21 protein-coding genes are annotated in these 24,895 nt (G+C 59.2%); 14 read left to right on the top strand and 7 right to left on the bottom strand.

The window, feature by feature from the left end; genetic code table 11:
* Nucleotides 1-89: 89 nt before the first annotated feature.
* The 6 genes from EV660_RS07875 to EV660_RS07850 all read right to left on the bottom strand — a co-directional run bounded on the left by EV660_RS07875 (nt 90) and on the right by EV660_RS07850 (nt 8,129).
* Nucleotides 90-680, bottom strand: a complete 591-nt coding sequence (locus tag EV660_RS07875; RefSeq protein WP_232727286.1) for an ATP-binding cassette domain-containing protein — start codon at nt 678-680, stop codon at nt 90-92.
* Between the two features lie 44 nt (nt 681-724).
* Nucleotides 725-2,413: an ABC transporter permease gene (locus tag EV660_RS07870; RefSeq protein ID WP_071481128.1), complete on the bottom strand. Its 1,689-nt coding sequence runs from the start codon at nt 2,411-2,413 to the stop codon at nt 725-727.
* Nucleotides 2,397-3,566 (bottom strand): ABC transporter substrate-binding protein, encoded by a 1,170-nt coding sequence (locus EV660_RS07865; protein ID WP_232727408.1) that lies wholly within the window; start codon nt 3,564-3,566, stop codon nt 2,397-2,399. The genes EV660_RS07870 and EV660_RS07865 overlap by 17 nt, the downstream gene beginning before the upstream one ends.
* Before the next feature lie 257 nt (nt 3,567-3,823).
* Nucleotides 3,824-5,026, bottom strand: coding sequence for an efflux RND transporter periplasmic adaptor subunit (locus tag EV660_RS07860; RefSeq protein ID WP_071482192.1), 1,203 nt, complete (start codon nt 5,024-5,026; stop codon nt 3,824-3,826).
* 20 nt (nt 5,027-5,046) lie between these two features.
* A complete protein-coding gene (locus EV660_RS07855; RefSeq protein ID WP_071481126.1) occupies nt 5,047-7,407 on the bottom strand; it encodes an ABC transporter permease in 2,361 nt (786 codons plus the stop codon).
* Nucleotides 7,404-8,129 carry an ABC transporter ATP-binding protein gene (locus tag EV660_RS07850; RefSeq protein WP_071481125.1) on the bottom strand — a complete coding sequence of 242 codons (726 nt, stop codon included), beginning with the start codon at nt 8,127-8,129 and terminating at the stop codon, nt 7,404-7,406. Before EV660_RS07850 ends, EV660_RS07855 begins: the two co-directional genes overlap by 4 nt.
* A 484-nt stretch (nt 8,130-8,613) precedes the next feature.
* Between EV660_RS07850 and EV660_RS07845 the strand changes: the two genes are divergently transcribed.
* Both EV660_RS07845 and EV660_RS07840 read left to right on the top strand, forming a co-directional pair.
* On the top strand, nt 8,614-8,910 hold the full coding sequence (locus EV660_RS07845) for a hypothetical protein (protein ID WP_134013879.1): 297 nt from the start codon (nt 8,614-8,616) through the stop codon (nt 8,908-8,910).
* A 327-nt stretch (nt 8,911-9,237) separates the two neighbouring features.
* The gene (locus tag EV660_RS07840; protein ID WP_071481123.1) at nt 9,238-11,073 is read left to right on the top strand and encodes an SLC13 family permease; all 1,836 of its coding nucleotides are present in this window, start codon (nt 9,238-9,240) and stop codon (nt 11,071-11,073) included.
* A gap of 32 nt (nt 11,074-11,105) precedes the next feature.
* On the opposite strand, the gene EV660_RS07835 is transcribed toward EV660_RS07840, so the two are convergent.
* A complete protein-coding gene (locus tag EV660_RS07835) occupies nt 11,106-12,056 on the bottom strand; it encodes a LysR family transcriptional regulator (RefSeq protein ID WP_071481122.1) in 951 nt (316 codons plus the stop codon).
* Nucleotides 12,057-12,166: 110 nt separating this feature from the next.
* On the opposite strand from EV660_RS07835, the gene EV660_RS07830 reads away from it, so the two are divergent.
* The 12 genes from EV660_RS07830 (at nt 12,167) to EV660_RS07775 (ending at nt 24,892) form a co-directional block, all read left to right on the top strand.
* Nucleotides 12,167-13,057 (top strand): dioxygenase family protein, encoded by an 891-nt coding sequence (locus EV660_RS07830; RefSeq protein ID WP_071481121.1) that lies wholly within the window; start codon nt 12,167-12,169, stop codon nt 13,055-13,057.
* Entirely contained in the window at nt 13,057-14,016 is a 960-nt protein-coding gene (locus EV660_RS07825; RefSeq protein ID WP_071481120.1) for a VOC family protein, read from the top strand. Before EV660_RS07830 ends, EV660_RS07825 begins: the two co-directional genes overlap by 1 nt.
* 3 nt (nt 14,017-14,019) lie before the next feature.
* Entirely contained in the window at nt 14,020-14,679 is a 660-nt protein-coding gene (locus tag EV660_RS07820) for an alpha/beta hydrolase (protein ID WP_084634935.1), read from the top strand.
* Nucleotides 14,676-15,746 (top strand): maleylacetate reductase, encoded by a 1,071-nt coding sequence (locus tag EV660_RS07815; protein WP_071481119.1) that lies wholly within the window; start codon nt 14,676-14,678, stop codon nt 15,744-15,746. The genes EV660_RS07820 and EV660_RS07815 overlap by 4 nt, the downstream gene beginning before the upstream one ends.
* A 44-nt stretch (nt 15,747-15,790) precedes the next feature.
* A complete protein-coding gene (locus tag EV660_RS07810) occupies nt 15,791-17,071 on the top strand; it encodes an ABC transporter substrate-binding protein (protein ID WP_071481118.1) in 1,281 nt (426 codons plus the stop codon).
* Nucleotides 17,072-17,135: 64 nt separating this feature from the next.
* Entirely contained in the window at nt 17,136-17,855 is a 720-nt protein-coding gene (locus tag EV660_RS07805) for an ABC transporter ATP-binding protein (protein WP_071481117.1), read from the top strand.
* Nucleotides 17,855-18,562, top strand: coding sequence for an ABC transporter ATP-binding protein (locus tag EV660_RS07800; protein ID WP_071481116.1), 708 nt, complete (start codon nt 17,855-17,857; stop codon nt 18,560-18,562). Before EV660_RS07805 ends, EV660_RS07800 begins: the two co-directional genes overlap by 1 nt.
* Nucleotides 18,559-19,422 carry a branched-chain amino acid ABC transporter permease gene (locus EV660_RS07795; RefSeq protein ID WP_071481115.1) on the top strand — a complete coding sequence of 288 codons (864 nt, stop codon included), beginning with the start codon at nt 18,559-18,561 and terminating at the stop codon, nt 19,420-19,422. The genes EV660_RS07800 and EV660_RS07795 overlap by 4 nt, the downstream gene beginning before the upstream one ends.
* On the top strand, nt 19,422-20,507 hold the full coding sequence (locus EV660_RS07790) for a branched-chain amino acid ABC transporter permease (protein WP_071481114.1): 1,086 nt from the start codon (nt 19,422-19,424) through the stop codon (nt 20,505-20,507). The genes EV660_RS07795 and EV660_RS07790 overlap by 1 nt, the downstream gene beginning before the upstream one ends.
* Nucleotides 20,500-22,251 carry an FAD-dependent oxidoreductase gene (locus EV660_RS07785; protein WP_071481113.1) on the top strand — a complete coding sequence of 584 codons (1,752 nt, stop codon included), beginning with the start codon at nt 20,500-20,502 and terminating at the stop codon, nt 22,249-22,251. Before EV660_RS07790 ends, EV660_RS07785 begins: the two co-directional genes overlap by 8 nt.
* Before the next feature lie 11 nt (nt 22,252-22,262).
* A complete protein-coding gene (locus EV660_RS07780) occupies nt 22,263-23,147 on the top strand; it encodes an intradiol ring-cleavage dioxygenase (RefSeq protein WP_071481112.1) in 885 nt (294 codons plus the stop codon).
* A 305-nt stretch (nt 23,148-23,452) separates the two neighbouring features.
* The gene (locus tag EV660_RS07775; protein ID WP_100319170.1) at nt 23,453-24,892 is read left to right on the top strand and encodes a GMC oxidoreductase; all 1,440 of its coding nucleotides are present in this window, start codon (nt 23,453-23,455) and stop codon (nt 24,890-24,892) included.
* Nucleotides 24,893-24,895 lie beyond the last annotated feature (3 nt).

Below are 24,895 nucleotides of genomic sequence, written 5' to 3'. Positions count from 1 at the left end.
TTTGGCGGGGTGGCGCAGATTGGTAAATTGATTGACAGGCTCTGAAAAGGGGCAAGCGGGCGCGCAATTGGCCTGAATTCAGGCCAATTCTAGACGTTCAGCGCGGCCCCGCTCACGTCAATCACGGCTCCGCCAGCCGCGCGGGCATCTTCGCGATCATGCGTCACAAGGATGACGGACAAGCCGCGTGTGCGTGCGGCTGAGAAAACAAATTCACGCATCTGAACGCGCAGATCACTGTCGAGTTTTGCAAAAGGTTCGTCCAGCAACAGCGCGCGCGGCGCCGATAGCAAAGTGCGCATCAAACCCACGCGTGCGCGCTGTCCACCCGACAGAGTGGCCGGGTCGCGCGCGCCCATCCCGGCCAGTCCAGCCTCTGCCAAAGCCTGTTCTATTGCGTGTTGGCGGTTTGGGGTGGTTTTGGGCAGGCCAAATCCCAGGTTGCCCGCAACGCTCAAGTGCGGAAACAGGATGTCATCCTGACACAGAATGCCCAGTTTGCGGGCATGTGTGGGCAGATGCGTAATGTCCTGTCCATCCAGAAACAGCTTGCCGCTGGCGCTAAAGGCTGGCGGCAAGGCCCCGATCAAGGCGGCCAGAAGCGTGGATTTGCCACAGCCCGATGGCCCCATGATGGTCAACACCTCGCCCGATGCGACCTCCAGGTCCAGCGCGACCATGGGCGCGCCCTGATGAGTTATCTTTAGTTGTTCAAGGCGCAGGCTCATGCGATTTGCATGCCCCGCCTGTTGCGGAAAAGCAAGGCAGGCACGGCAAGGCAAATTGCAAAGACGGCCATTGGCAAGGCCATCTGCACCACCGCCCAGACCCCGATCAACCGCCGATTCCCGGAAGAGGCCAGCGCAACCGCCTCTGTCGTGACGGTGCTCACGCGGCCTGCGCCGATCAGCACCGTCGGCAGATATTGCGCCACCGATGTGGCGAACCCGACCGCCCCCGCGATCAGCAGGGCGCGCGTCAACATCGGCAGGCGCACAGACCACAACACGCGGGCAGGGCGTGCCCCAAGCGCTGCGGCGGCAACCCCCGCGCGTGCATCCCATGCGCGCCAGGGATCAGCCAGTGTCAGGTAGACATAGGGCAGCACAAAGACCAGATGAACCGCCATAACTGCCATGCGTGTGCCGTCCGCGCCCAGTAGCAGCGCGAATGTGGCAAGCCCCGGCAGAAAGGCGATCTGCGGCACGACAAGCGGCAGGTAGATCAGCCCCAAGCCACGCGTGCGGCCGGTGTTCTGTGCCTGTAGGGCTGCGATGCTTAGCAGCAGGGCAACCAGCGTTGCGCCAGATGCGATCAGGGCCGTGTCCATGCCTATCCGGCGCAGGTTGTCGGATTGTCCGGCCCAGTTGCGCAGGGTCCAGATATCGGGCAGCAGGGAAGGAAAGCGCCACAGCCCCGCAAAGGACCAGACCAGCAACCCCGCCAATCCCAGCCCCACTGCAAGCCCGATGGCCAAAGCGCCCGCCGCACCAATCGGGCGCAGTAACTTGTCTGCGGCCACACCGCGCCCGCCTGCTGCCGCCCAGCCGGACCCCCAGCGCGCAACCAGTCCCTCTGCCAAACGCCATGCTGCCAATGCACCGAGGACCAGCGCCAGTTGCAACAGCGCCCCCGCCGCTGCCTGAAAGCGCATGGCAAGGTCAGGATGGGTGATCCAGTCGAGGATCTGAACCGCCAGGGTGGGGGGGCGCGTTGGCCCTAGGATCAGCGCCACATCGACCACCGACATGGAATAGGCCAGCACCGCATAGACCGGCAGGCGGATTTGCGCATAGACACGCGGCGCTACGGCTTTCAGCCAGCCTGTGACCCGGCCATAGCCCAGAGAGCGCGCGACCATCTGGCTGCGCAGGCTGTCGGTCTGGGGCAGCGCGGCCAAGGTCATCAGCAACAGGAATGGCACTTCCTTGATGACCAGCCCCGCCACCAGTGCCAGCCCCCAAGGGTCATTGACGATCAGCAGATCAGGCGGGCGTTCCCAGCCTGTGGCCCAGGGGGAAAGCCCGCGTGCAATCCAGCCCGACGGCGCGATCAGATAGGCCAGTCCGAATGCTGCGGCGGCATGGGGCAGGGACAGAAGCGGCGCAAGCGCGCGTGTTATCCATGTGAAAGACCGCGTGCCCTGCCATGCCGCTACGATCAGCAGCGTCAGCACAAGTGACAGGGCCGTTGCCAGCATGCCAGTGACAATTGACAGGCGCATTGCCTGCCCCAGCCCCGGCCATGCCAGCAAGGCGCGCCACGGCGCAAGGCTCAGCCCGGTGCCGCCCAAGGCAGGCAGATAACCGAAGGCAGGACCAATCACGCCAACAAGCCCTGCCAGAACTGGCAGGGACAGCAGTGCAAGCGCGGCCCAAAGCCCGAAATGTGCAGGTTTACTGGCCAGTGCCATATCGCGCGACCCAGTCTTCGGCGATACGGGTCATCCATGTCGGGTGTGGTTCTTGCAGGCCGGTTCCCATCTGATCGGGGGCAAGCGTGGCGATGCCCAGATCCAAGGCGTCAAAACGCGCTCGGTCGGCCTCTTCCAGCAGATGCAAGCCTAGCACGGTCTGAAAGCCCAAAACATCCGGGTCTTGCGCACGTGCCTGTATCTCGGGGTCGAGTATCAGATTGGCCAGGACCAGCGCGCCTTCGGTATTGGAAGCGTTATAAGGGATCGACAGGTAAGAAGAGTTGGCCAATGTGCCTTCCTCGAAGACGAAGGTTCGCACTGTATCCTGCAATTCACCATCTGCAATCGCACCCGATGCCCGACCGGGGTTGAAGGCGAAGGCGATGTCGATCTCTCCATCCGCCAGCAATTGCCCCAGCGCGGGCTCATTGGCCGGATATGCGCGCCCCTGACGCCACAGGTTTGGTGTAATCTCATCCAGAAATGCCCAAAGCGGGGCGGTCACGTCATCATAATCAACATCTTCCGCAGACCCCATCAGTACAGAGGGATCATCAAGCACACCGTAAAGCGCTTGTTTCAGAAAACTGGTGCCCAGAAAATCAGGGGGCTGTGGATATGTGAAGCGACCGGGATTTTCTGCAATCCACGCGCGCAGCGCGTCCAGTGAGCGGGGCGGTTCAGGCAAGGTGGCGCTGTCATATTCGAACACCATCTGGAACATGGCCCAAGGGCTGCCAAAGCCTTCGACTGGTAAGGTGAAATCAACCAGAATGGCGGGGTTCGCGTCTGTATCGACAAGCGGCCAGTTGGGCAGGGCCTCGGCAAAGGGGCCGAATAAAAGCCCCTGATCTTTCATGGAAGCAAAATTGGCCCCGTTGATCCAGATGACATCGACCGCGCCGCCGCTATCGCGTCCGGCCTGGCGCTCGGAAATTACGCGGGTTACGGCATCGGCTGTGTCGGCCAGCCTGACATGTTCCAGCGTGACACCATAGCGCGCCTGCAAATCTTCCCCGACCGATGTGATAAAGGCGTTGATCCGCGGATCGCCCCCCCATGCGTGCCAGTAAACAGTCTGACCGCGCGCCGCGTCTACAATGCTGTCCCAATTGGTGGGGTCAGGGGTGTCTGCATGGATTGGCGACATCAGGAAGATGGGAAGCGCCGCAGTTGTCAGATATTTTTTCATGGAAGATCAATCCCGTTTTGTGGTTCACCGGCCTATACGTAAGCTCATATAGATTTGTTTCTCAAAAAGCGCAGCCCGGATCGCAAGACAATAATGTGTCGCATGAATAAAGCGGCGCATACGCCGCTTTTGGCGAGGTTTTTCAGGAGGAAAGCCCCGACTGACCCGCTGTCCCTTGCCGACAATCGGTTAGGCTTCAATCCCGCGTTCCCCAATCACGGTGCGCGTTGGGTCACCGCAATGCCATCAGAAAGATCGCTGGATGGGTAAAGAATAACGCGCGTGCCTTCGGCCAAACCGTCAAGAACTTCCGCCTGCCCATCCGAAAACCGACCGAGTGTGACGGTTGCCTGCCGCGCTTTGCCAGCGTCTTCGACAAAGACGGCCCATTCATCGCCATCGCGAAACAAGGCCGCTTGCGGAACGCGCAACAGGTCTTCTTCTTGCCATAATGTCAGGCGTACATGGACGCGAAACCCTTCGCCAAGACCCGCGCGCATTTCAGGTGGGCTTAACAGGTCAAGGCGCGCGCGCACACGTTGTTCTTCGATCCCCAGTGCAGAGACGCGGGTAAATGCCGCCGGTTCAATGCGCCTGAGCCGTGCCTCCAATGTGCCCGTCCCGCCCCAACGCTCGATCACAGCGTCCGCGTAAGGGGGCACTTGCACCGCATCGGTCGAGAGCAGATCAAGCACGATTTCCATCTCTTCCAGATTGCCGATTGTCAGCAATGGGGTTCCGGCCTGGACCAGACGCGCGCTCTGGTCGGTTACCGACAGGACAATTCCCGTCTGGGGTGCAAGTATGCGCAGGCAGCATTCGCCGGGTAAAATGGCGTCGCCAAGTGCCGATTGTGGCCCCATCAACTGCGCTTGCGCACGCTCCAGCGTTGCATGGTTCAACTCCAGTTGCGATTGCGCTGAGGCCTGTGCTTGAACTGCGGTTTCATAGGCGGCCTCTATATCTTCCAGCATCCGTTGGGCAATGGTTCCACGTGCCGCAAGTGCGCGACCGCGCTCCAACTGCGTCGCGGCATGTGCAAGCCCGCTTTCGGCCTGACGCAGATTGCTTTCGGCAAGGGCCACTGCGGCCTGAGCCTCGGCCACTGCTGCCTCGGCCTGCGCGCGGCTGCGTGCGTCCATGAGTGTGGGATCGGCGGGCAACATGATAGCGACCAGTGATTCGTCCGCAACGACATGATCGCCCACTTCGACAGGTGAACGGGTCACATTGCCGGTGATCGGCGCTGTGATCGTATAGGGTGCGCGCACTCTGGTCACGCCCTGCGCCTCGATTGTGCCTTGCATTGGCCCACGGGTGACAATGTCTAGATCAACCTGTTGCGGTTGCGGCCAGAATGCCCAGACCAGCGCGCCGAGGGCTGCAAAGCCAACCATTCCAATTATGAGTTTTCGCATGATGCCCATCTTGCCCTCTTTCAGTCCCGCGCTTTCAACGCTGTCGCCAGATCGACCCGGTCCAGCCGCCGTCGCACCATCAAGGCCGCCCCGGTTGCGGCCAGAAACACTGCCAGACCCGCCAAGGCAAATGTGCGCCGGGTGATATGGAAGGGGATCTGGAACATATCGGTGGACATCGCCCCGACCAGCCCGACCGCCAGCCAGTACCCCAGTACCCAACCCACTGGAATCGCCAACAAGGTCAGAAGTACCATCTCACCCACCAAGACATAGCCAACCTCTGCCCGGCTAAAGCCAAGTACGCGTAGACTGGCCAGTTCATAGCTGCGTTCAGACAGCTGGATACGGGCGGCATTATAGACGACACCAACTGCAATAAGCACCCCGATCAAGGTGTAGATGGCGACCATTGTCAGCAGGTTTTCACTGAGCGAGGCATCAAACTGGCGGCGCAACTCTGCCCAGTCGGACAGCCCTGCGATGGCGGGGGTCTGCTTGATGGCCGCGTGCAGTGCATCCATCTGGTCGGATCGCACCGCCAGATGGATCATGTTTACCTGCGGGGCACTGTCCATTGCGGCAAACAGGGCGGTGGCTGAAATATGAGCCTCTTGCCCCATCCCCTGGGCGATGATTTCGGCAACTGGCAGCCGCAATTCAGCGCGGGGCGCGGCCAGCATTTCAAGCTGGAGTTCATCCCCGACGCCGATATCCAGCGCCCGCGCCAGCATTTCGGGCAGGATCAAACCGTCCGCCCTTGGCTGCACGACCCGACCCGAGTCATCGACCAATCGCGACAATTCGGCATCCGGGAAGTGCCCTTGCAGCGAAGTCAGGCGCGCGCGGTGACCGTAGACCGCACGAACGGGCATCGCATAGGTCCCCTCGGCGTGCAGAACGCCGGGCAGGTTGCGTGCATCGCTGACCGCTTGATCGGTCTGCGCATTGGCCAGCATCAGCGTGACCTGCTGGCGGTTGGCCTGCTGGAACACACTGTCGGCCAACTGATCGACTGCATCAAAGATGAAATAGCTCATCACCAGAACCCCGACCGAGGCCGACACCCCGAAGAGCGTGATTGCCGCCCGTCCGGGCCAGCGCAGGATCGAGCGGAAGATCATCATTGTCGTCTGGCGCAATCTGAATACGGCCAGCCAACGATCGGCCCTGCCGCGCGCGAAATTGGGCGGGGCAGGGGGCTGCATTGCCTCTGCCGGGGGCAGTTTGAGTGAGGACCAGACCGCCCGCAACCCGCCCAGAACTGTCGCCGTCAGTCCCAGAAGGGCAGAGATTACCAATGCCTGCAGTCCCCATTCACGGATGATGAAGGGAAAGCGGAAGAAATCGCCATACAGGCCGATCATGGCATCTGCGATCCACCAGCCAAAGCCCCAGCCCGCTATTATCCCGATGACCCCGATCAGCAAGGCAAGCTTCAGATAGTGCCCGGCAATTTTTGTCCGTCCATATCCAAGCGCTTTCAGCAGGCCGATTTGCGTTCGCTCCATCGCTATCAGACGGCCCAGCACCATATTGACCAGAAATGCCGCGACGATCAGGAAGATTGGTGGAATGAAAGCGGCCATCGCGCCCAGTTGTTGCAACTCACCATCCAGAAAGGCGTGCGAAACCTGTCGGTCGCGGCCATAGGCACCTGTGCCGCCATAGGGGTCCAGCAGCCGGTCCATTGCGGCGATCACCGCGCGCTCATCTGCGCCACGGGTCAGTCGCAAGACGATCTCGTTCACCGCGCCGGTCATGTCCATTGCCGCAGCAGCGGTTGCTTCATTCATCCAGATCAACCCATAGCGGCGATCATCGGGCATGATGGCACCGGGGGGCATGGTGTAGATGAATTCAGGGCTGAGCACCCAGCCGCTGACGGTCAATTCGCGCAACTGACCATTCAAGACGGCTTTGAAGCGGCTGCCCGGGGTCAGGCCATGAATTTCAGCGAACGGCTCTGCCAGTGCGACCTCGTCCGCGCGGTCGGGATAGGGCAGACGGCCACGACGTATAAGCGGCAGATTCATCCCCGGTCCGGCTTCGGGCAGGGACAGTATGCGCCCGGTGGCGGGTTCGCTCATCCCGTCAATATCGAGCACCGCTGCAAAGCTGACCCGCCCTTCAGCCTGAGCCACGCCGGGGATCAGGCTTGCGGCCTGCACCAGATCGACAGGCGCGCGGGTCGCGCCAGCAAAGACATCGGCAAAGCGGTGGCGTTCATAATAGGCCGCCTGAGTCTGGATCAGTGTTGCCTGAGTGGCTTGCGCCCCCACCAGAACCATAATGCCACAGCCCAGCACCAGCGATATGGCCAGAACCTGTGCCCATAACCGGCGCAGGTCGCGCAGCAATTTGCGGTCCAGCGCGTTCACCAGCTTATCCCGGATGGCAGCACGCGTTCAGCGTTCGCTTCATCGCGCAGCACCTTGCCATCGGCCAGCACAACAACACGATGGGCAATGCGCTGGATACTGGCGTTATGGGTAATCAGAACCGTCGCTGTGCCAAGGTCGCGATTGACCTCATGGAGCGCTTCAAGAACCTGAATGCCTGTTTTGCTGTCAAGTGCCCCTGTCGGTTCGTCGCAAAGCAGCACATCGGGGCGTTTGGCGATCGCGCGCGCGATTGCGACGCGCTGTTGTTCCCCGCCCGACAACTCTGCGGGGAAGTGGTCCAGCCGGTGGGCCAGACCCACCCGATCCAGCGCTTCTTCGGGCGACATCGGATTCTGCGCGATTTCGGTCACAAGCGCCACATTCTCGCGCGCGGTCAGGCTTGGCACGAGGTTGTAGAACTGAAAGACGAACCCGACATGGTCGCGCCTGAAGGCGGTCAGCTGTCTGTCGGTGGCCTTGGTCAATTCCGTGTCCCGGAAGAAGACTTTCCCCCCCGAGGGCAGGTCCAGCCCGCCCAGGATATTGACCAGCGTTGACTTTCCCGAACCCGATGCCCCGAGAAGCACCACCATTTCACCTTCGGAAAGGTCCAGATCAACCCCGCGCAGCGCCCATACCTCAACTGTGCCTGACCGGTAAACCCGGGTCACGCCTTCTGCCCTGAAGATCGGCAAGGTCAAGTTTGTGTCACGCGCCATATTAGCACTTTATCACACGGTGCTGCCGGACACATGAGCCAGATCAAGCCTGTCGAAAACTTGGCCATGATCGTCAAAGTCTGACTTGAATAGCTGCCATGAGTTATCAAAGTCAGCTTTGCGGAACTAACGGGATATAGAGTTGCGGGGAACCAACGCCGAAGGCCGCCGCACCGCGGCCCGACGCGACGCGGCTTGCTGTGTTCATCCACCGTCTGAAAAACCCTCTCAAGTGACCCTATCGGGCATCCTTTGTCAGGTGGCGATTACGTGCCCTTTTGTCTTCGACGAAAACCGGCATCAACCCTTCCTGAGCTCTGACCAAGTGTCATCATACTCCATGCGGCCAAGGATATCGCGGCATGCGCAAATTTCCGTGTTGCGTGGTAAAGTCAGATGGACAAGCCTTGGAAATTACGCATAGGTTTAAACACCTATGTGAAGCTCGGCTGACATGCGCTTTCTTGTCCCTCTCCTGGTTTTGATGCTGACCTTGACCGGGCTGGGGCAGGCGCATGTCCATTCGGCCGGAACCGGGTCTGAGGGCCAATCGCAAGTTCCGGTCCTTGGTCTGATGCTGGTCGAGCAGGCAGGGCGCATTGATGCGCGGTCTGACCCTGAACCATCGGCAAACGCGGATACGGCTGGTTTCTTTCCAGATGCACCACTCCTTGCCGCGCCGAAATGCCGCGACACCACCTACAGGGCAAACTTTGGCACCCCTGATCTGAACGGCCACATTTCTGGCCATCTCGCGCGCGCGCCACCGCAAATCTCCTGAGCGGATCGAGTGGGCCTGCTGAGCGGGCCTTTCTGACAAGCTAAATAAGGAATTTGCAGATGGAGTCTCTGCGTCTTTGGCTGGTGGCGGCATTCTTTGCTGGAACTGCAATTTACTCGGTAGCGGTGATGATACTTCAGCCGGTATGATCTGTGTGTTGGCCGCCTCAGAACGCTTCCGCCTCTCTTGAGGGGTGGAAGCTGTAAACTGATCCCTGCTAGGAAGCTGTTGACTGATATAGTTTTCTGAATTCGGGATAAGGCCAATGCGATCAGTTTTAACATGGTTTGACTTTCAACCGATCACCCTGAACTGTTGCGGGCAAGGATGATGTCCGAACTTGCAATGGTCCTTGCGCTGCTTGGGGTTGCGGTCGTGATGTTTGCCATCAACCGCCCGCGCATGGATGTGGTCGCGGTGATCATGATGGTCGCATTGCCGATGACTGGCGTGATTTCCATGTCCGAGGCATTGATGGGGTTTTCAGACCCTAATATCGTGTTGATCGCCGGTTTGTTTGTGATCGGCGAAGCGCTGGTGCGCACGGGTGTGGCGCAACGACTGGGTGACTGGCTGACCGCGCGGGCCGGTGCCAGCGAAGCAAAGCTGATCTTTTTGCTTATGGTCATCGTTGCGGGAATAGGGTCGTTCATGTCCTCGACGGGTGTCGTGGCTATCTTCATTCCCATCGTGCTGCGCATTGCGCACAAGGCGCAAATACCGGCGGGACGGTTGATGATGCCCCTGTCCATCGCCGCCCTTATCAGCGGGATGATGACGCTGGTGGCCACCCCGCCCAATCTGATCGTTCATTCCGAATTGATCCGGCAGGGGTATGAAGGGTTTGGCTTTTTCGCTTTAACCCCCTTTGGCGTGCCTATTCTGGTCATGGCGGTCGTATATATGCTGGTCGCACGCCGTTTCCTTGCCCCCGGTCCGGCACCGGCAAGGCCCGAACGCGCAGCGCTGGCCAATTGGGTCGAGGATTATAGCCTTGCCGGGCGCGAACACCGTTTACGGCTGCATCAAAGCTCTGGGCTTGCAGGCAAGCGTCTGGATGTTCTGGACCTGCGCGCAAGCGCCGGGATCAACATTGTCGCCATCGAGCGCGGCAGCCGGTTTCGTCGCAAATTGCTTCAACCGCGGGCCGAAACGGTTCTGCATGGCGGCGATATCCTGTTGATTGATCATCGTGCCGGAGATGCCGCGCCAGATTTTGACCTTGATGCCTTCGCGCAGCAGCATGACTTGAGTGTGCTGCCAGTCACGGGCCAATGGTTCACCGACACGGCACAGGAAATCGGCATGGCGCAGGTCATTGTGCCGCCGACCTCTAGGTTGATCGGCAAGACCGTCACCAAGGCACGGTTTCGCAACATCTATGACCTGTCGGTTATCGGCATTAAACATGGTACAAAACCTGTGGCTGCGGAAATCGCGAACGAAAACCTGCGTGCAGGCGATACGCTGCTGACCGTTGGGCCGTGGCGCGCTATTCGCAAATTGCAAGAAGAGCGGCGTGATCTGGTGCTGCTGGATTTGCCCGCCGAATCCGACGAGGCCGTGCCTGCACGGCACCGCGCGCCGCTTGCCGTGGGGGTTCTGGCGCTGGTCGTTGTGTTGATGGTGTGGGGGATTGTGCCAAATGTGCAGGCGGCACTTCTGGGGTGCCTGCTGCTGGGCCTGTTTCGGTGCATCGACATGGCAGGGGCATATCGCTCTATCCACTGGCAGAGCTTGATCCTGATCGTGGGGATGCTGCCGTTTTCGCTGGCTTTGCAACGGACGGGCGGGGTCGATATTGCCGCGCAAGCCTTGTTGGGCTGGCTTGACGCAGCCTCCCCCCGGTTGGTGCTGGCCGCAATCTTTGCGGTCACGGGCATCTTGGGTTTGTTTATTTCCAACACGGCCACAGCGGTCCTTATGGCACCCGTCGCGCTTGCTGTCGCCTCGGCACTCGACGCGTCTCCATATCCGTTTGCGATGGCGGTTGCGCTGGCGGCTTCTGCGGCCTTCATGACCCCTGTTTCGTCGCCCGTAAACACGCTTGTCGTGGGCCCGGGAAATTACAGGTTTTCCGACTTTGTGCGCATCGGTGTGCCCTTTGCGGTAATCTGCCTGATTACAAGCGTGGTGCTGGTGCCTTTGGTTTTTCCTTTCTGAGGTTTTCAGCGCAGCAGCGCGGGCAAAGTTTGCTATCCGCCCCAGACGACAGAGTTTTCATGCCGCAAAATCAGATGGCGCAGGTCTTTGAATTTTGTGTGAATATGGTCCGAAAGTTTCGCTGCCGCCGGAATACTTGGCCCGCCCTTCATATGAATGATGCCCAGTGAACGTGCAGGCTGTGGTATCTGGACGGGCAAGACACGGACCTTGCCAGAGTGCCGAAAGGCAAAGATCACGGAATGGGGCAGGACTGTCAGCGCATCCGTTTCCTCAAGGTAATTCAGCACCGACAGAAGGGAGCCGCCCGAGTAGCGTATCGCGATCTCTGACACGCCGATCGACAGCAGGATCGTATGAAGATCCGCAAGCAAGGGCGATCCCGGCAGCGGCGTGATCCATGGGAATTGCAGCAGATCCTTTGGATTATGGCGGCGCCTGCGCAACAATGGGTGACCCGCGCGGCAGGCGATCACATTGCGCCCCGGCAGAATTTCGATGAATTCGAATCCGTCATCGGCCTGCATCAGGGCCATTGGGCAAATCGCAAGGTCCAACTGGTTGGTGCGGATTGCTGCCTGCAATTCGGGAACATTTCCATAGGATTGATCGACGCGGATGTCGGGGAAACCAGTCTGAAATTCGCCGATCATGCGGCTGATAAAGGCATCCATGAAGAACGGCACACCACCAATTTTCACCACACCTTTCGTGCCCCGCTGAAAGCTCTGCACGGCCTGTGACGCTTTGCGTGATGCTTCAAGGATCACCTTGCCATGCGCAGCGAGTTGGCGCGCGATAGGCGTCGGTGTCAGCGGGCGGCGACCGGGGATGAACAGCGGCTCTCCCAGACGCTTCTCCATATTCGACAAGGTCCGCGACACCGCAGGCTGACTCATGCCCAGCATGCTCGCAGCCTCGGTCACGCCGCCGACATCGACGACAGCCGCAAGTTGGGCAAGGTGGCGCTCCTCGAACTTCATAACAATTTGGTATGCTGGCAGCGAATGAAATAATCCACAAGATGAATTCGACGGTTAATGTATATTAACGGATCATATTTTATGCAGTCAGACCACCTGTAGAGGAAAGAATGAGCGTGCGACTTGGGTCATCTCTTGGTGCGGCGCCGGCGCGCGCTTTCGCAGAGCGGTTGCAAAGCGCACCAGACCAGCGTCTGGCGCAGGCCCTCGTCGGGCTGGTGGGTCACCTGTCGGAAATGGTGGATGAATTCCGGGTGTCACGCGAAGAAATGCGCGCTATCCTCGAATTCTTGACGGAAGTCGGCGAAACCTGTTCGGAGCATCGTCAGGAATGGGTGCTTCTGGCCGATACGCTTGGTCTGACCAGTTGCGTCGAGAATAGTATTGCCCGCAGGCCTGATGGGTCGACGCCCAATACCATGCCTGGCCCGTTTTACCGCGCCGATGCACCTGTGCGTGCGAACGGGGCTTCCATTTCGCTGGATGGTGTCGGGGCACCCCTGACGCTGGAGTTTCGGGTGACCGATCTGGATTCAGAGCCCGTTTCGGGCGCGCGTCTGGAAATCTGGCACGCAAACGGCGCGGGGCTTTACGAAAACCAAGACCCGGATCATCAGCCTGAATTCAACCTGCGTGGCATCTACACCACGGATGAGCGCGGGCAGGTTCAAATACGGACGATACGTCCGGCGGGATATGATGTGCCCAGCGACGGCCCCGTGGGGCGGCTGATGTCCAGCCTCGGCGTGTCACTGAAACGCCCGGCACATTTGCATTGCCGCATTACAGCGCCGGGATTCGACGTTCTGACCACACATGTTTTCGATGCGTCTGATCCCGCCATCGCGGCAGACCCACTTTTTGCGGTGCATCCGCAATTGCTGATCGAGTTCAAGCGCAAGCAGGGTGCTGAGTGGTACGCAGAGTATTGCTTTGTATTGGCACGCCAGCCGCGCAGCGCCGGAAAACAGCACCACTTCACCAAGGGAGGGAATTCGTAATGTCCATGATTAGCGGCTATCACCATCTGACCCTGTCCACCGACGGCGCGCAGGAGGATTTTGATTTCTACACCAAGGCGCTGGGCTTGCATTCGGTCAAGCGAACAGTGTTGTTTGATGGGGTTTTGCCGGTTTATCACCTTTACTACGGTGCAAAGAACGGCGATGCGTCGACCATCATCACAACTTTTCCCTTTCGCAAGCCCGGTGTTTATGGGCGGCGCGGGTCGAACCAGTCCAAGGTTGTGCAGCAGGCAATCCCGATAGGGGCGTCAGAATTTTGGGTCAACCGGCTGAATGCACGCGGCATCAAGGCGCATAAGTTTACTCGATTTGGGCTGGACCGGGTCGGATTTGACCATCCTTGTGGTATTCCGCACGAATTGGTCGAAAATCCGGGGGATACACGCCAACCAATTACCAATGACGCACAGGGTATCGGGCCTGAGCATGGCATACGCGGGATTTACGGGGCCGTCGTGTCGGTTATGGACCGCGCGGCGATGGATGATTTTCTGACCATCGCGCTGCCGTTGAAAAAAGAGGGCGACAATCACGAGGGGCTGATGTTTTCGGTCCCGAATGGTGACGGCCCGCGCGCAATGGTTGAGGTCTTGCATGAACCCGATGTCGCCCAAGGCACATGGACCCTCGCAGGTGGCACGATCCACCATCTGGCGCTGAACACAGGCGATGAAGAAAACCAGCTAAAACTGCGCGCCCATATCGAGGGGTTGGGCTTTACCGACATTTCCGAACAGAAAGACCGGCTATATTTCAAGTCCTGCTATGTGCGGTCGCCGGGTGGTGCGCTGTTCGAACTGGCCTGGACCGTTCCAAAGGGCTGGGCGATGGATGAACCCGCCGATGCCATTGGCAAGACGCTGGTCTTTCCGCCCTGGTTCGAGGACCGCAAGCAGGAAATGATCGACGGTCTTGAACCGGCGACGTTCGAGTAATCCATGCAGCAGAGGTTAGACATCAGTGCGTTTTCAGGTGTGCCTTTGGTTCAGGCACAGGCTGCTTGCGTGCTTGTTCATGGGCGGGGACAGACCCCCGACCACATGCTGCGTGCGGTTGTCGCACCCCTTGCGCTGGATGGGGTAAGCTATGTGCTGCCCGCGTCGGGCGGGGCGGGGTGGTATGATGCTCGCGCAATCGACCCGATCACAGACACCACGCTGTCGCAGATGAATGCAGGGCTTGATCTGCTTGAGGGGCTTGTGGCGGATATCGCTGCGCTGCGGCCCGAACTTCCTGTGGTTATGGTTGGGTTTTCGCAAGGGGCCTGCCTGTTGACGGAACTGCTGTTGCGGCGTGCGCCGCAGCTTTCTGGGGCGGCGGTGCTGACAGGGTGTCGGATAGGTCACCAAACCGATAGCCGCCCCATTTCACGTTTGACCGACATGCCCGTCTACGCCACATGCAGCGATGATGACCCGTGGATTCCCCAGGCGCAATTCTTCGAGATGCTGACCACACTGACAGGGGCTGGCGCGCGGCTGCGCGCTGACCTGTTTCCGGCGCGCGACCATGAAATATCGCGCGGCGAAATTGCCGAATTGCGCAGCATGTTGATTAATCTGATCGCGGGGCAGCCCGCGTTTTCGGAGGGGACATGACCGATCTGGCGCACGGCTTCACCTTTCCCGGCATCACTTCACGTGTCATCTTTGGCGCGGGGACACTTGGCCAGACGGCCGAAGAAATCGGGAAACTGTCGCGTAGCCGTGCGCTTGTGCTGTCAACGCCTGAACAGGCAGATGCGGCAAAGGCATTGGCAGCGCGCCTTGGCGGCCTGTGCGTGGGTACATTCTGCGACGCCGCGATGCACACGCCAGTTGCGATAAGCGAACGCGCCGTCGCGCAGTACCGCGATCTGGATGCCGATTGCGTGGTGTCGATTGGTGGCGGGTCCACCATCGGGCTGGGCAAGGCTATCGCCACGCGCACAGGCGCGGATCAAATCGCCATACCGACAACCTATGCCGGGTCGGAAATGACCGATATTCTGGGCGAAACCGAAGGCGGGCAGAAAACCACGCGCCGCGACCCTTCGATCCGGCCTGAAGTGGTAATCTATGATGTCGATCTGACGCTGAGCCTGCCTGCACAGATGACCGTAACCTCGGCGCTGAACGCTATCGCGCATGGGGTCGAGGCGATTTATGCGCCAGATGCGAACCCGATCCTAACCCTGATGGCGCTGGATGCCATGCGCGCGTTCCGCGATGGGTTGCCGCGCGTTGCAGATGCGCCCGCTGATAAGGCGGCGCGCGCACAGGTTCTGTATGGCGCATGGTTGTGCTCAACCGCGCTGGGCTACGTGACGATGGCGCTTCACCACAAACTGGCCCATGTGCTTGGTGGCAGTTTTGACATGCCCCATGCCCAGACCCATGCCATCCTGTTGCCGCATACAGCCGGTTTCAACGCCGCAGCACTCCGCGATGTGATGGAACCAGTGGCCGAGATATTCGGCGGGTCCGTCGGCGGCGGGCTTTGGGATTTCGCGCAGCGAACCGGTGCCCCTATGCGCCTGCGCGATCTGGGCCTGTCCGAGGCCGATCTGGACCGTGCCGCAGACATCGCCACCCGCAACCCCTATCACAATCCGCGCCCGTTTGACGCGGGCGATATCCGGGCGCTGTTGCAGGCCGCATGGGAGGGCGCGCGGCCAGAAACCTGAAGACCTGATCACCTATCAGCAACCATCGAAGGGAGGAGCCCAAGATGATTACCAGACGCAGATTGATCCAGTCCACCGCCGCTTCCGGCCTTGTGCTGGGGGCCTCGGGGCTGGCTATGCCAGCACTGGCACAAAACCGCGCCATCAAGATCGGTTATGTCAGCCCGCAAACTGGCCCGCTTGCCGGTTTTGCCGAAGCCGATGCCTATACGCTCAACATGTTCACGCGCCGTATGGCCGAAGAAGGGCTGAACGTAGAGGTTGTCGTCAAGGACAGCCAGTCCAACCCCAACCGCGCTGCCGATGTCGCACAGGAGGCCATCATCTCGGATGAGGTCCATCTGATGCTGGTTGCTTCCACTCCGGAAACCACCAATCCGGTCGCCACTGTGTGCGAAAACGAAGGGATTCCCGTCATTTCCACCAAGGCGCCGTGGCAGCCGTTTTTCATTGGTCAGCAGGGCAACCCTGGCAATCCCGAAAGCTGGCGTCCGTTTGATTTCGCCTTCCACTATTTCTGGGGGCTGGAAGATGTGATCGCGGTTTTTACCAACATGTGGAACCAGCTGGACACGAATATGCAGGTCGGCGGGTTGTTCCCCAATGATGCGGACGGCAATGCCTGGGGCGACCCGGAGGTTGGCGTTGCGCCGGGCTTTGCGGCGGCGGGCTATACAACTGTTGATCCGGGGCGCTACCAGAACCTGTCAGATGATTTTTCGGCGCAGATCAATGCCTTCCGACAGGCCAATGCCGAGATCGTCACCGGGGTTGTGATCCCGCCTGATTTCACCACTTTCTGGAATCAGGCGCGTCAACAGGGCTTCATTCCCAAGGCTGCGACTGTGGCCAAGGCGATCCTGTTTCCGCAGGCTGTCGAAGCGCTGGGCGAGAATGGCCATAACCTGTCCTCGGAAGTCTGGTGGTCACGCAATCACCCGTTCACGTCGTCTCTGACAGGGGAAAGCGCGGCTGATCTGGCGGATGGGTTCACAGAATTTTCTGGCCGGCCTTGGACGCAACCCATCGGGTTTGTGCATTCGCTGTTTGAAGTGGCGACCGATGTGATCAAGCGTGCCGATGATCCCACCGATCCCGAAGGCGTCGCTGAGACCATTGCGGCCACGAACCTGAACACGATTGTCGGGCGCGTGGCTTGGAATGGCGAAGGGGTTCCCCCTTTCGCTGCACAGAATGTCTGCAAGACGCCATTGGTCGGGGGGCAATGGCGGCGTCAGGATGATGGCAGCTATGACCTGACCATCGTTGATAACCAGACGGCCCCCGATATTCCGACTGGTGGCCAGATGGAAGAAATCAGTTAAGCCACGTTTGAACGCATCCTGCCCGAAATGTTTTCGGGCAGGGCCAATTTGCGGAACATTGCCCATGCCCATCCTTGCACTGCAAAATGTCTCGAAAAGTTTCGGGGCGCTGAAAGTGACAGATAATGTCAGCTTTGATGTCCCCAAGGGGCAGGCGCTGGGCATTATCGGGCCGAATGGTGCGGGCAAATCGACCCTGTTCAACCTGATTACGGGCAATATTCGCGCCGATGGGGGCGCGGTGCAATTTGACGGGCAGGATGTGACCCGAACACCCCCCATGCAGCGCTGTCTGGCGGGGATGGGACGGTCCTTTCAGATTCCACAGCCTTTCGGCAATCTGACAGTATTCGAGAATCTGGTTGTCGCCGCGACACATGGTCAAAACCTTGCCGAAGCGCAGGTGACCGAGCATTGCGCCAACGTTCTGGCGCGTACTGAACTTCTTGGTCGTGCCAATCAACCCGCCAGCAGCCTTAGCCTGTTGCAGCGAAAACGCCTTGAGTTGGCGCGCGCGATGGCCACCGGGCCAAAGCTGTTGTTGCTGGATGAAATCGCAGGCGGGCTGACAGAGGCCGAATGCGACGCGCTGATCGATACCATTCGCGCGATTCATGCCGAAGGCGTCACCATCATCTGGATCGAACATGTGTTGCACGCGCTGAATTCCGTGGTCGAGCGGCTTCTGGTGCTGGATTTCGGGCGGATCATCGGCATGGGCGACCCGGCCGAGGTGATGGACAGCCGCGAAGTGCGCGAAATCTATCTGGGGATCGAAATCTGATGACACTTTTGCACACACGCGGGCTGACAGCGCATTATGGGGATTTTCAAGCCCTGTTCGGGGTCGATCTGGACCTTCAGGAAGGCGAGTGCATCGCGATTATCGGGGCGAATGGGGCAGGCAAGACCACCACCTTGCGCTCGATCTCTGGTGTCTTGCGCAACCGTCCCGAAGCCGTGGTCTTTGATGGCGAGAAGATCGGCCATCTGCCCGCCGCAGACATCATGGGGCGCGGGCTGGTGATGGTACCCGAAGGGCGCAGGCTTTTTCCTTCGCTTTCGGTCGAAGAGAACCTGAGCATTGGCACCTATGGGCGCAAGGTGAGCGGGTACTGGAATTTTGACACAGTGACCGCCTTGTTTCCAATCCTGAGAGAGCGGCGCAAGTCGCCTGCTACGGCGCTGTCGGGGGGGCAGCAGCAGATGGTCGCAATTGGCCGCGCGCTGATGTCCAACCCGCGTGTGTTGCTGTGCGACGAGATCAGCCTTGGCCTCGCCCCGGTTGTGATCCGCGACATCTACGCGGCCATGCCGCAAATCCGCGAAAGCGGTGCCAGCGTGGTTATCGTGGAACAAGATATCAGTCAGGCGTTGAAGGTCGCGGACCGGGTCTATTGCCTGATGGAAGGGCGCGTGACCCTGACAGGCCGGCCAACAGAGTTGAACCGCGATGCCATTCATGCCGCATATTTCGGGGTGTCGGCATGATGTGGATTGATACATTGGTGCAAGGCGTGCTGCTGGGGGGGCTTTACGCGCTGTTTGCTGCCGGGCTGAGCCTTGTTTTCGGCATCATGCGGCTGGTCAATCTTGCGCATGGCGATTTGATCGTGCTGGGGGCGTATGTCATTCTGATCATCGTCTCGGCGCTTGGTTTGAACCCGTTTCTGGCGGCGCTTGTCGCCTTGCCGATCATGTTCACCATCGGCTGGGTGTTGCAGCGCGTCGTGCTGAACCGTGTTCTGGGCGAAGATATCCTGCCGCCGCTTCTTGTCACATTCGGCCTGTCGGTGGTGATCCAGAATGCACTGATGCAAGGCTATTCTGCTGACAGTCAACGCCTGCGCCCCGGCCCGATTGAATCTGCCTCGCTCGATCTGGGCGTTGTGACAGTGGGGGTGATGCCGCTTCTGACATTTGCTTCAGCGGTGGTGGTGATCGTGGCGCTGAACCAGCTGTTCTACCGTACCGCCCTTGGGCGGGCGTTCCGCGCAACCTCGGATGACCCGGTGACTGCGCAGTTGATGGGGATCAAGCCTGCAAGCGTCTTTGCGATGGCCACGGGGATTGCGATGATCGTGGTGACAATCGCTGCGATGTATCTGGGGATGCGCGCGAATTTCGACCCGACTATCGGACCGGCGCGGCTGATCTATGCGTTCGAGGCGGTCATTATTGGCGGTCTGGGCAGCCTGTGGGGGACTTTGGTCGGTGGCGTTATCATCGGGGTTGCGCAGACAGTCGGCGCAGCGATCAACCTGGAATGGCAAATCCTTGCCGGACATGTGGCATTTCTGGTCGTGCTGGCTTTTCGCCCGCGTGGCCTGTTTCCAAGGGCGAATGACTGATGGCGCAAGATGTGACATTCCGCGTGGAAACACGCACTCCCGCGGCCCGAATTGCAGGGATTGCGGCGTTGATTTGCATTGTCGTGCTGTTCGCGCTGCCTGCATTTGCCAGCCGTAGTTTGATTCAGGATCTGTTTTTTATCCTGACAATGCTGGTGCTGGCGCAATTCTGGAATCTGCTTGCAGGCTATGGCGGGTTGGTCAGTGTCGGGCAGCAGGCTTTTGTGGGCTTTGGGGCCTATGCCATGTTTGGTGCAGCCATCCTTTGGGGGCTGGACCCCGTTCTGGCGATACCCCTCGCTGGTGTTGCGGCGTTGCTGCTGGCGGTCCCGACTGCGTTTTTCGTGTTTCGTCTGCAAGGGGCCTATTTCGCGATCGGCACATGGGTCGTGGCAGAGGTCGTGCGGCTGTCGGTTGCGCAATGGCGCGCAGTGGGCGGCGGTTCAGGCACTTCGCTGCCGCGCGATGTGATAGGGGACATGCTGGGTCTGGCGCTGGTGCAGGATCTGTTCGGCGTGCGGGCGGCCGCTGCGCGCGATATTCTGGCTTATTGGCTGGCGGTCATTCTGGCCGTGCTGACGATTGGCGGGATTTACTGGCTGTTGCGCACCAAGCGCGGTCTTGCGCTGGCCTCTGTGCGCGACAATGTCGAGGCAGCAAAATCGCTTGGCGTTGATGCGCTTCGAATGAAATGGCTGGTCTTTCTGACTTCTGCCTTTGGCACCGGGGTCGCGGGTGCGCTGATCTATCTGCAAAAGGGGCGCATCTCGCCCGATGCGGCGTTCTCGGTGACGGACTGGACCGCGATCGTGATCTTTATTGTCGTGATTGGTGGCATTGGCACCATTGAGGGGCCGATCATCGGGGTGCTGATATTCTTCGCACTTCAAAGCGTCTTTGCGGGCTATGGCACGTGGTATCTGATGCTGTTGGGCGCATTTGGCATCGTGATTATGCTGTTTGCACCGCGCGGGCTATGGGGCCTGTTTTCAGACAAGACCGGAATTCAACTTTTCCCGATCCGCCGTCGCCTGATCGTGACGGGGCAGGACGGGGCGACCATAAGGGAGAAAGACAATGGCTGACATCACCACCGAGGTTCTGATCATAGGCACCGGCCCTGCCGGTTCGGCCTGTGCTGCGCTGCTGTCGTCTTATGGAATAGAGAATGTGGCGATCAACCGTTATCGCTGGCTGGCCAATACACCGCGCGCCCATATTACCAACCAGCGCACCATGGAGGTGCTGCGCGATCTTGGGCACGAGGTCGAGCAAGAGGCCTATATGCACGCCACGGAACAGGAGTTGATGGGCAATAACGTGTTTTGCGAAAGCCTTGCGGGGGAAGAGCTGGGGCGGCTGAATTCCTGGGGCACCCACCCGAATTCGAAGGCGGAACATCTGTTATCGTCACCCACTTTCATGAATGATCTTCCGCAGACTTTCATGGAGCCGCTTTTGTTCAAGACCGCCTGTTCGCGCGGCACGCAGGCGCGCATGTCGACCGAATATCTCAGCCATACCGAAGATGAAACCGGCGTCACCACGACGTGCCGGGACCGCTTGACCGGGCAGACCCTGACCGTGCGTTCGAAATATCTGGTTGGCGCGGATGGCGGCAATTCTCTGGTCGCTGAAAACTGCGGTCTGCCCTTCGAGGGGAAGATGGGGGTCGGCGGGTCCATGAATATCCTGTTCCGCGCGGATCTGTCAAAATATGTCGCCCATCGGCCCAGCGTGCTCTACTGGGTTATGCAGCCCGGTGCCAATGTCGGTGGGATCGGCATGGGGCTGGTGCGGATGGTGCGGCCCTGGAACGAATGGCTGATTGTCTGGGGCTATGACATAAACCAGCCCGCACCGGAGGTTGACGCCGCTTTTGCCACCAAGGTCGCGCGCCAGCTTGTCGGCGATCCGGATCTGGAGATTGAGTTGCTCTCGGCCAGTGTCTGGACGGTGAATGACATGTATGCCACCCATATGCAGACAGATCGCGTCTTTATCATGGGCGATGCGGCGCATCGCCATCCGCCGTCAAACGGGCTTGGGTCCAACACCTCGATTCAGGATGCCTATAATCTGGCGTGGAAGCTTGCGTTGTCTGTGCGTGGGCAAGCGGGGCCGGGGCTGTTGAAAACCTATTCAGAGGAACGCGCGCCGGTTGCAAAGCAGATTGTGACCCGCGCAAATCAGTCGATTGGAGAATTCGGCCCGATCTTCGAAGCGCTTGGGCTCTTGGGGTCGGTCGACCCGGTCAAGATGCAGGAAAACATGGATAAACGCTGCAACACCGACACGGCGGCCGAAGCACAGCGCGAGGCCCTGCGCAATGCCATCGCTTTCAAGAAATACGAATTCGACTGCCATGGGGTCGAGATGAACCAGCGCTACAGTTCGCAAGCAGTGGTGCGCGATGACCAGCCTGAACCCGCGCCCAATGACGATATGGAACTGCATTATCAACCCACCACATGGCCCGGTGCGCGACTGCCGCATTGCTGGCTTTTCGACGCCGCAGGGAACCGTCACTCAACGCTCGATCTGGCGGGGAAGGGGCGGTTTACCCTCTTTACCGGCATCGGCGGCGAGGTCTGGCAACAAGCGGCAGAAAGCGTTGAAGAAGAGCTGGGCATAAAAATAGCTGTTCATGTGATTGGCCCGCGCATGGCGGTGCAGGACCATCTGGGCGATTGGGCGCGCATACGCGAAACATCAGATACAGGCGCGGTTATGACACGGCCTGACCAGCACGTGTGCTACCGCATTGCGGCGCTGCCCGCCGATCCGCTGGCAGAGTTGCGCCGCGTCATGACCACAATTCTTGCGTGAAGGGGAACACGATGTCAGCGTCAGTCGAACAGGGCTATTTTACCGAAGAAAACTCTGCCGATGTGGTCATCAGCCGCAACGCGGCTGCGAAGGATGCGCGCCTGCGCGAAGTGATGGAGGTGATTGTGCGCCACCTGCACGCAGCGGTGAAAGAGATTGAACCCACCGAAGAGGAATGGTTCAAGGCGATCATGTTCCTGACCGACACCGGGCATATGTGCAACGAGTGGCGTCAGGAGTTCATCTTGCTGTCGGATACCTTGGGTGTTTCGATGCTGGTCGATGCAATCAACAATCGCAAACCCTCTGGCGCTTCGGAATCGACAGTTCTGGGCCCGTTTCATGTGGCTGACGCGCCGGAATTGCCGCTGGGCGCAGATATCTGCCTTGATCAGAAAGGGGAGCCGATGCTTGTGCGCGGGCGCATCCTGTCAACCGATGGCAACCCGATTGCCAATGCGCGTATTGATGTCTGGCAGGCCAATGACGAGGGTTTTTACGATGTCCAGCAAAAGGGCATTCAGCCGGATTTCAACCTGCGCGGGGTGTTTCGCACGAACGAGAAGGGCGAATACTGGTTTCGAGGCGTGAAGCCCAAATACTACCCGATCCCCGATGACGGGCCGGTGGGCAAATTACTGGCCTCGCTGGGGCGTCATCCTTACCGTCCTGCACATCTGCATTACATTATCAAGGCAGAAGGTTTCGAGCCACTGACCACGCATATTTTTGATCCAGATGATCCATATATCGACAGCGATGCTGTTTTTGGGGTCAAGGCCAGCCTGATGGCGAAATTCGACAAGATCACCGACCCTGTGCGCCAGAATGAGGCGGGGTTTGACAGCCCATTCTTTGAAGTGGCGCATGATTTCGTGCTGGCCCCTCGCAACTAGGCGCATTGCGCCACGGCATGGTTTCATGTGGGTCGTGCCGTTGCAGGGCAGAGGAGCGCGAGATTCTGAATCATGACGCCAATTCAGCGCCAAATGGTGCTTCAAGATCGCTATGCGGCAGTGCCTGTTGCTTAAATTAAGCTTTAATGGCACAAATAATCTGGCGTTTCCGGCGAATGCGCTGCTGGAAAACGAAGGTGCAGGTCTACTCGCATGGCATGATTTGTTGTGCCGCTGGTGTAGCGTAATCGGTGAGAGGTCAAGACGTGGTTGGATAAGTTGCAAGTCGCAAGGGATTGCAGATCATGTTGAACATTCCCCCGCAAGACGTTGCAAACGCGCATTTTGATTTTATTCTGATCGGTTCAGGCTTCGGCGCGGCATTCTTCCTGCATGAATTGATGCAGCGGCGCGCCGGACGGATTCTGGTCCTGGAATGGGGGGGGCATCACAGGCACGATTGGCAGCTCGAAAACCGCGCGAACAGCGCCATTTCCAACGCCGCAACATTTGGATCGAATTCGAAAAAGCCCTGGGATTATACCATCGGTCTGGGCGGTGGGACCAACTGTTGGTATGGGCAGACCCCACGGATGCATCCGAGTGATTTCAAAATGAAGTCCCTTTATGGCGTTGGTCAGGATTGGCCAATTGACTATGGCGATCTCGAAGAGGCTTATTGTGATGCCGAGGCGATCATGTCGATTTCTGGCGATCCTGATATGGGACAGATCATGCCCATGTCGCGCCCTTTTCCACAGCCGCCACATCGCATGTCCCATCCCGACCGGATCATGAAGGCCGCACAGCCACATCAGCATTTCGCCATGCCGACCGCGCGCGCCAGACAGGCGACGCAGACCCGAAATGCCTGTTGCGCATCGAACAGATGCCGCATCTGCCCCGTGGACGCAAAATTCACCGCCAATAATGGGTTGATGCATCTTTTTGACGCGCCAGAAGTCTCTGTCGTTTTAGGGGCAGAGGTTCGGCGGCTGGGGTATACGGGCAATAGTGTCCAATCGGTTTCATTCCAAGCCAATGGACATTCTTACACCGTGACGGGTGATCTGTTCGTGCTTGGCGCGAATGCCATCCAAAGCCCTGCGATTCTGAAGCGCTCGGGGCTAGGTGAAGGGGTTGTGGGTCTGGGGCTGCATGAAGCCTATGGTGCCGATTTCGAAGTTTTTCTGGACGGGGTCGAGAATTTTGATGGGAGCACCATCACCACCGGGTTGAATTTCGGCCTCTATGATGGCGCGCATCGGGCGGAGCATGGCGCTGCCCTTGTGTATTTCGAGAACCGCTGGCCACATGGAATGCGACTTGAAGCAGGGCGAATGCGCGAGACGCTTCCGATCGCCATTGTCACTGAAGATCTGCTTGAAGATCATAACCGCGTCACGCTTGATGACAATGAGAACGCGTTTGTCGAATATGCTGGCCCGTCAGACTACGCCTTGAAGGGAATGAGAGAGGCAGTTCGCAAATTGCCTGACTTGCTGTCGCCCCTCCCGGTCGAGGAGATATTCGACAAGGGCGTGCGCGGGACCGAGTCGCACTTGAAGGGAACGCTGCGGATGGGGCTTGATCCGTCAACATCGGTTGTGGATCGAAACCTTTTGCATCATCGTTTGCGCAACCTCGTCATCGTTGGGACCAGCACTTTTTCCTCGTCATCTTGCGCGAATCCCAGCTTGACCGCTGCGGCGCTTTCACTTCGTGCCGCGCGCGCGATACTCTGAAGG

Origin of the sequence: Roseinatronobacter bogoriensis DSM 18756 (assembly GCF_004366635.1) — a bacterium.
GTDB classification, from domain to species: domain Bacteria; phylum Pseudomonadota; class Alphaproteobacteria; order Rhodobacterales; family Rhodobacteraceae; genus Roseinatronobacter; species Roseinatronobacter bogoriensis.
This window is presented reverse-complemented; position numbering and strand designations above follow the sequence as displayed.

Bases quoted from the DNA above. Each gene is read 5' to 3' on its own strand.
- EV660_RS07830 (WP_071481121.1), top strand. From the start codon at position 12,167: ATGAGCGTGCGACTTGGGTCATCTCTTGGTGCGGCGCCGGCGCGCGCT.
- EV660_RS07785 (WP_071481113.1), top strand. From the start codon at position 20,500: ATGGCTGACATCACCACCGAGGTTCTGATCATAGGCACCGGCCCTGCC.
- EV660_RS07800 (WP_071481116.1), top strand. From the start codon at position 17,855: ATGACACTTTTGCACACACGCGGGCTGACAGCGCATTATGGGGATTTT.
- EV660_RS07805 (WP_071481117.1), top strand. From the start codon at position 17,136: ATGCCCATCCTTGCACTGCAAAATGTCTCGAAAAGTTTCGGGGCGCTG.
- EV660_RS07825 (WP_071481120.1), top strand. From the start codon at position 13,057: ATGTCCATGATTAGCGGCTATCACCATCTGACCCTGTCCACCGACGGC.
- EV660_RS07865 (WP_232727408.1), bottom strand. From the start codon at position 3,566: ATGTCGCCAATCCATGCAGACACCCCTGACCCCACCAATTGGGACAGC.
- EV660_RS07845 (WP_134013879.1), top strand. From the start codon at position 8,614: ATGCTGACCTTGACCGGGCTGGGGCAGGCGCATGTCCATTCGGCCGGA.
- EV660_RS07820 (WP_084634935.1), top strand. From the start codon at position 14,020: ATGCAGCAGAGGTTAGACATCAGTGCGTTTTCAGGTGTGCCTTTGGTT.
- EV660_RS07790 (WP_071481114.1), top strand. From the start codon at position 19,422: ATGGCGCAAGATGTGACATTCCGCGTGGAAACACGCACTCCCGCGGCC.
- EV660_RS07775 (WP_100319170.1), top strand. From the start codon at position 23,453: ATGTTGAACATTCCCCCGCAAGACGTTGCAAACGCGCATTTTGATTTT.
- EV660_RS07860 (WP_071482192.1), bottom strand. From the start codon at position 5,026: ATGCGAAAACTCATAATTGGAATGGTTGGCTTTGCAGCCCTCGGCGCG.
- EV660_RS07850 (WP_071481125.1), bottom strand. From the start codon at position 8,129: ATGGCGCGTGACACAAACTTGACCTTGCCGATCTTCAGGGCAGAAGGC.
- EV660_RS07835 (WP_071481122.1), bottom strand. From the start codon at position 12,056: ATGAAGTTCGAGGAGCGCCACCTTGCCCAACTTGCGGCTGTCGTCGAT.
- EV660_RS07875 (WP_232727286.1), bottom strand. From the start codon at position 680: ATGGTCGCGCTGGACCTGGAGGTCGCATCGGGCGAGGTGTTGACCATC.
- EV660_RS07815 (WP_071481119.1), top strand. From the start codon at position 14,676: ATGACCGATCTGGCGCACGGCTTCACCTTTCCCGGCATCACTTCACGT.
- EV660_RS07795 (WP_071481115.1), top strand. From the start codon at position 18,559: ATGATGTGGATTGATACATTGGTGCAAGGCGTGCTGCTGGGGGGGCTT.
- EV660_RS07810 (WP_071481118.1), top strand. From the start codon at position 15,791: ATGATTACCAGACGCAGATTGATCCAGTCCACCGCCGCTTCCGGCCTT.
- EV660_RS07840 (WP_071481123.1), top strand. From the start codon at position 9,238: ATGATGTCCGAACTTGCAATGGTCCTTGCGCTGCTTGGGGTTGCGGTC.
- EV660_RS07870 (WP_071481128.1), bottom strand. From the start codon at position 2,413: ATGGCACTGGCCAGTAAACCTGCACATTTCGGGCTTTGGGCCGCGCTT.
- EV660_RS07780 (WP_071481112.1), top strand. From the start codon at position 22,263: ATGTCAGCGTCAGTCGAACAGGGCTATTTTACCGAAGAAAACTCTGCC.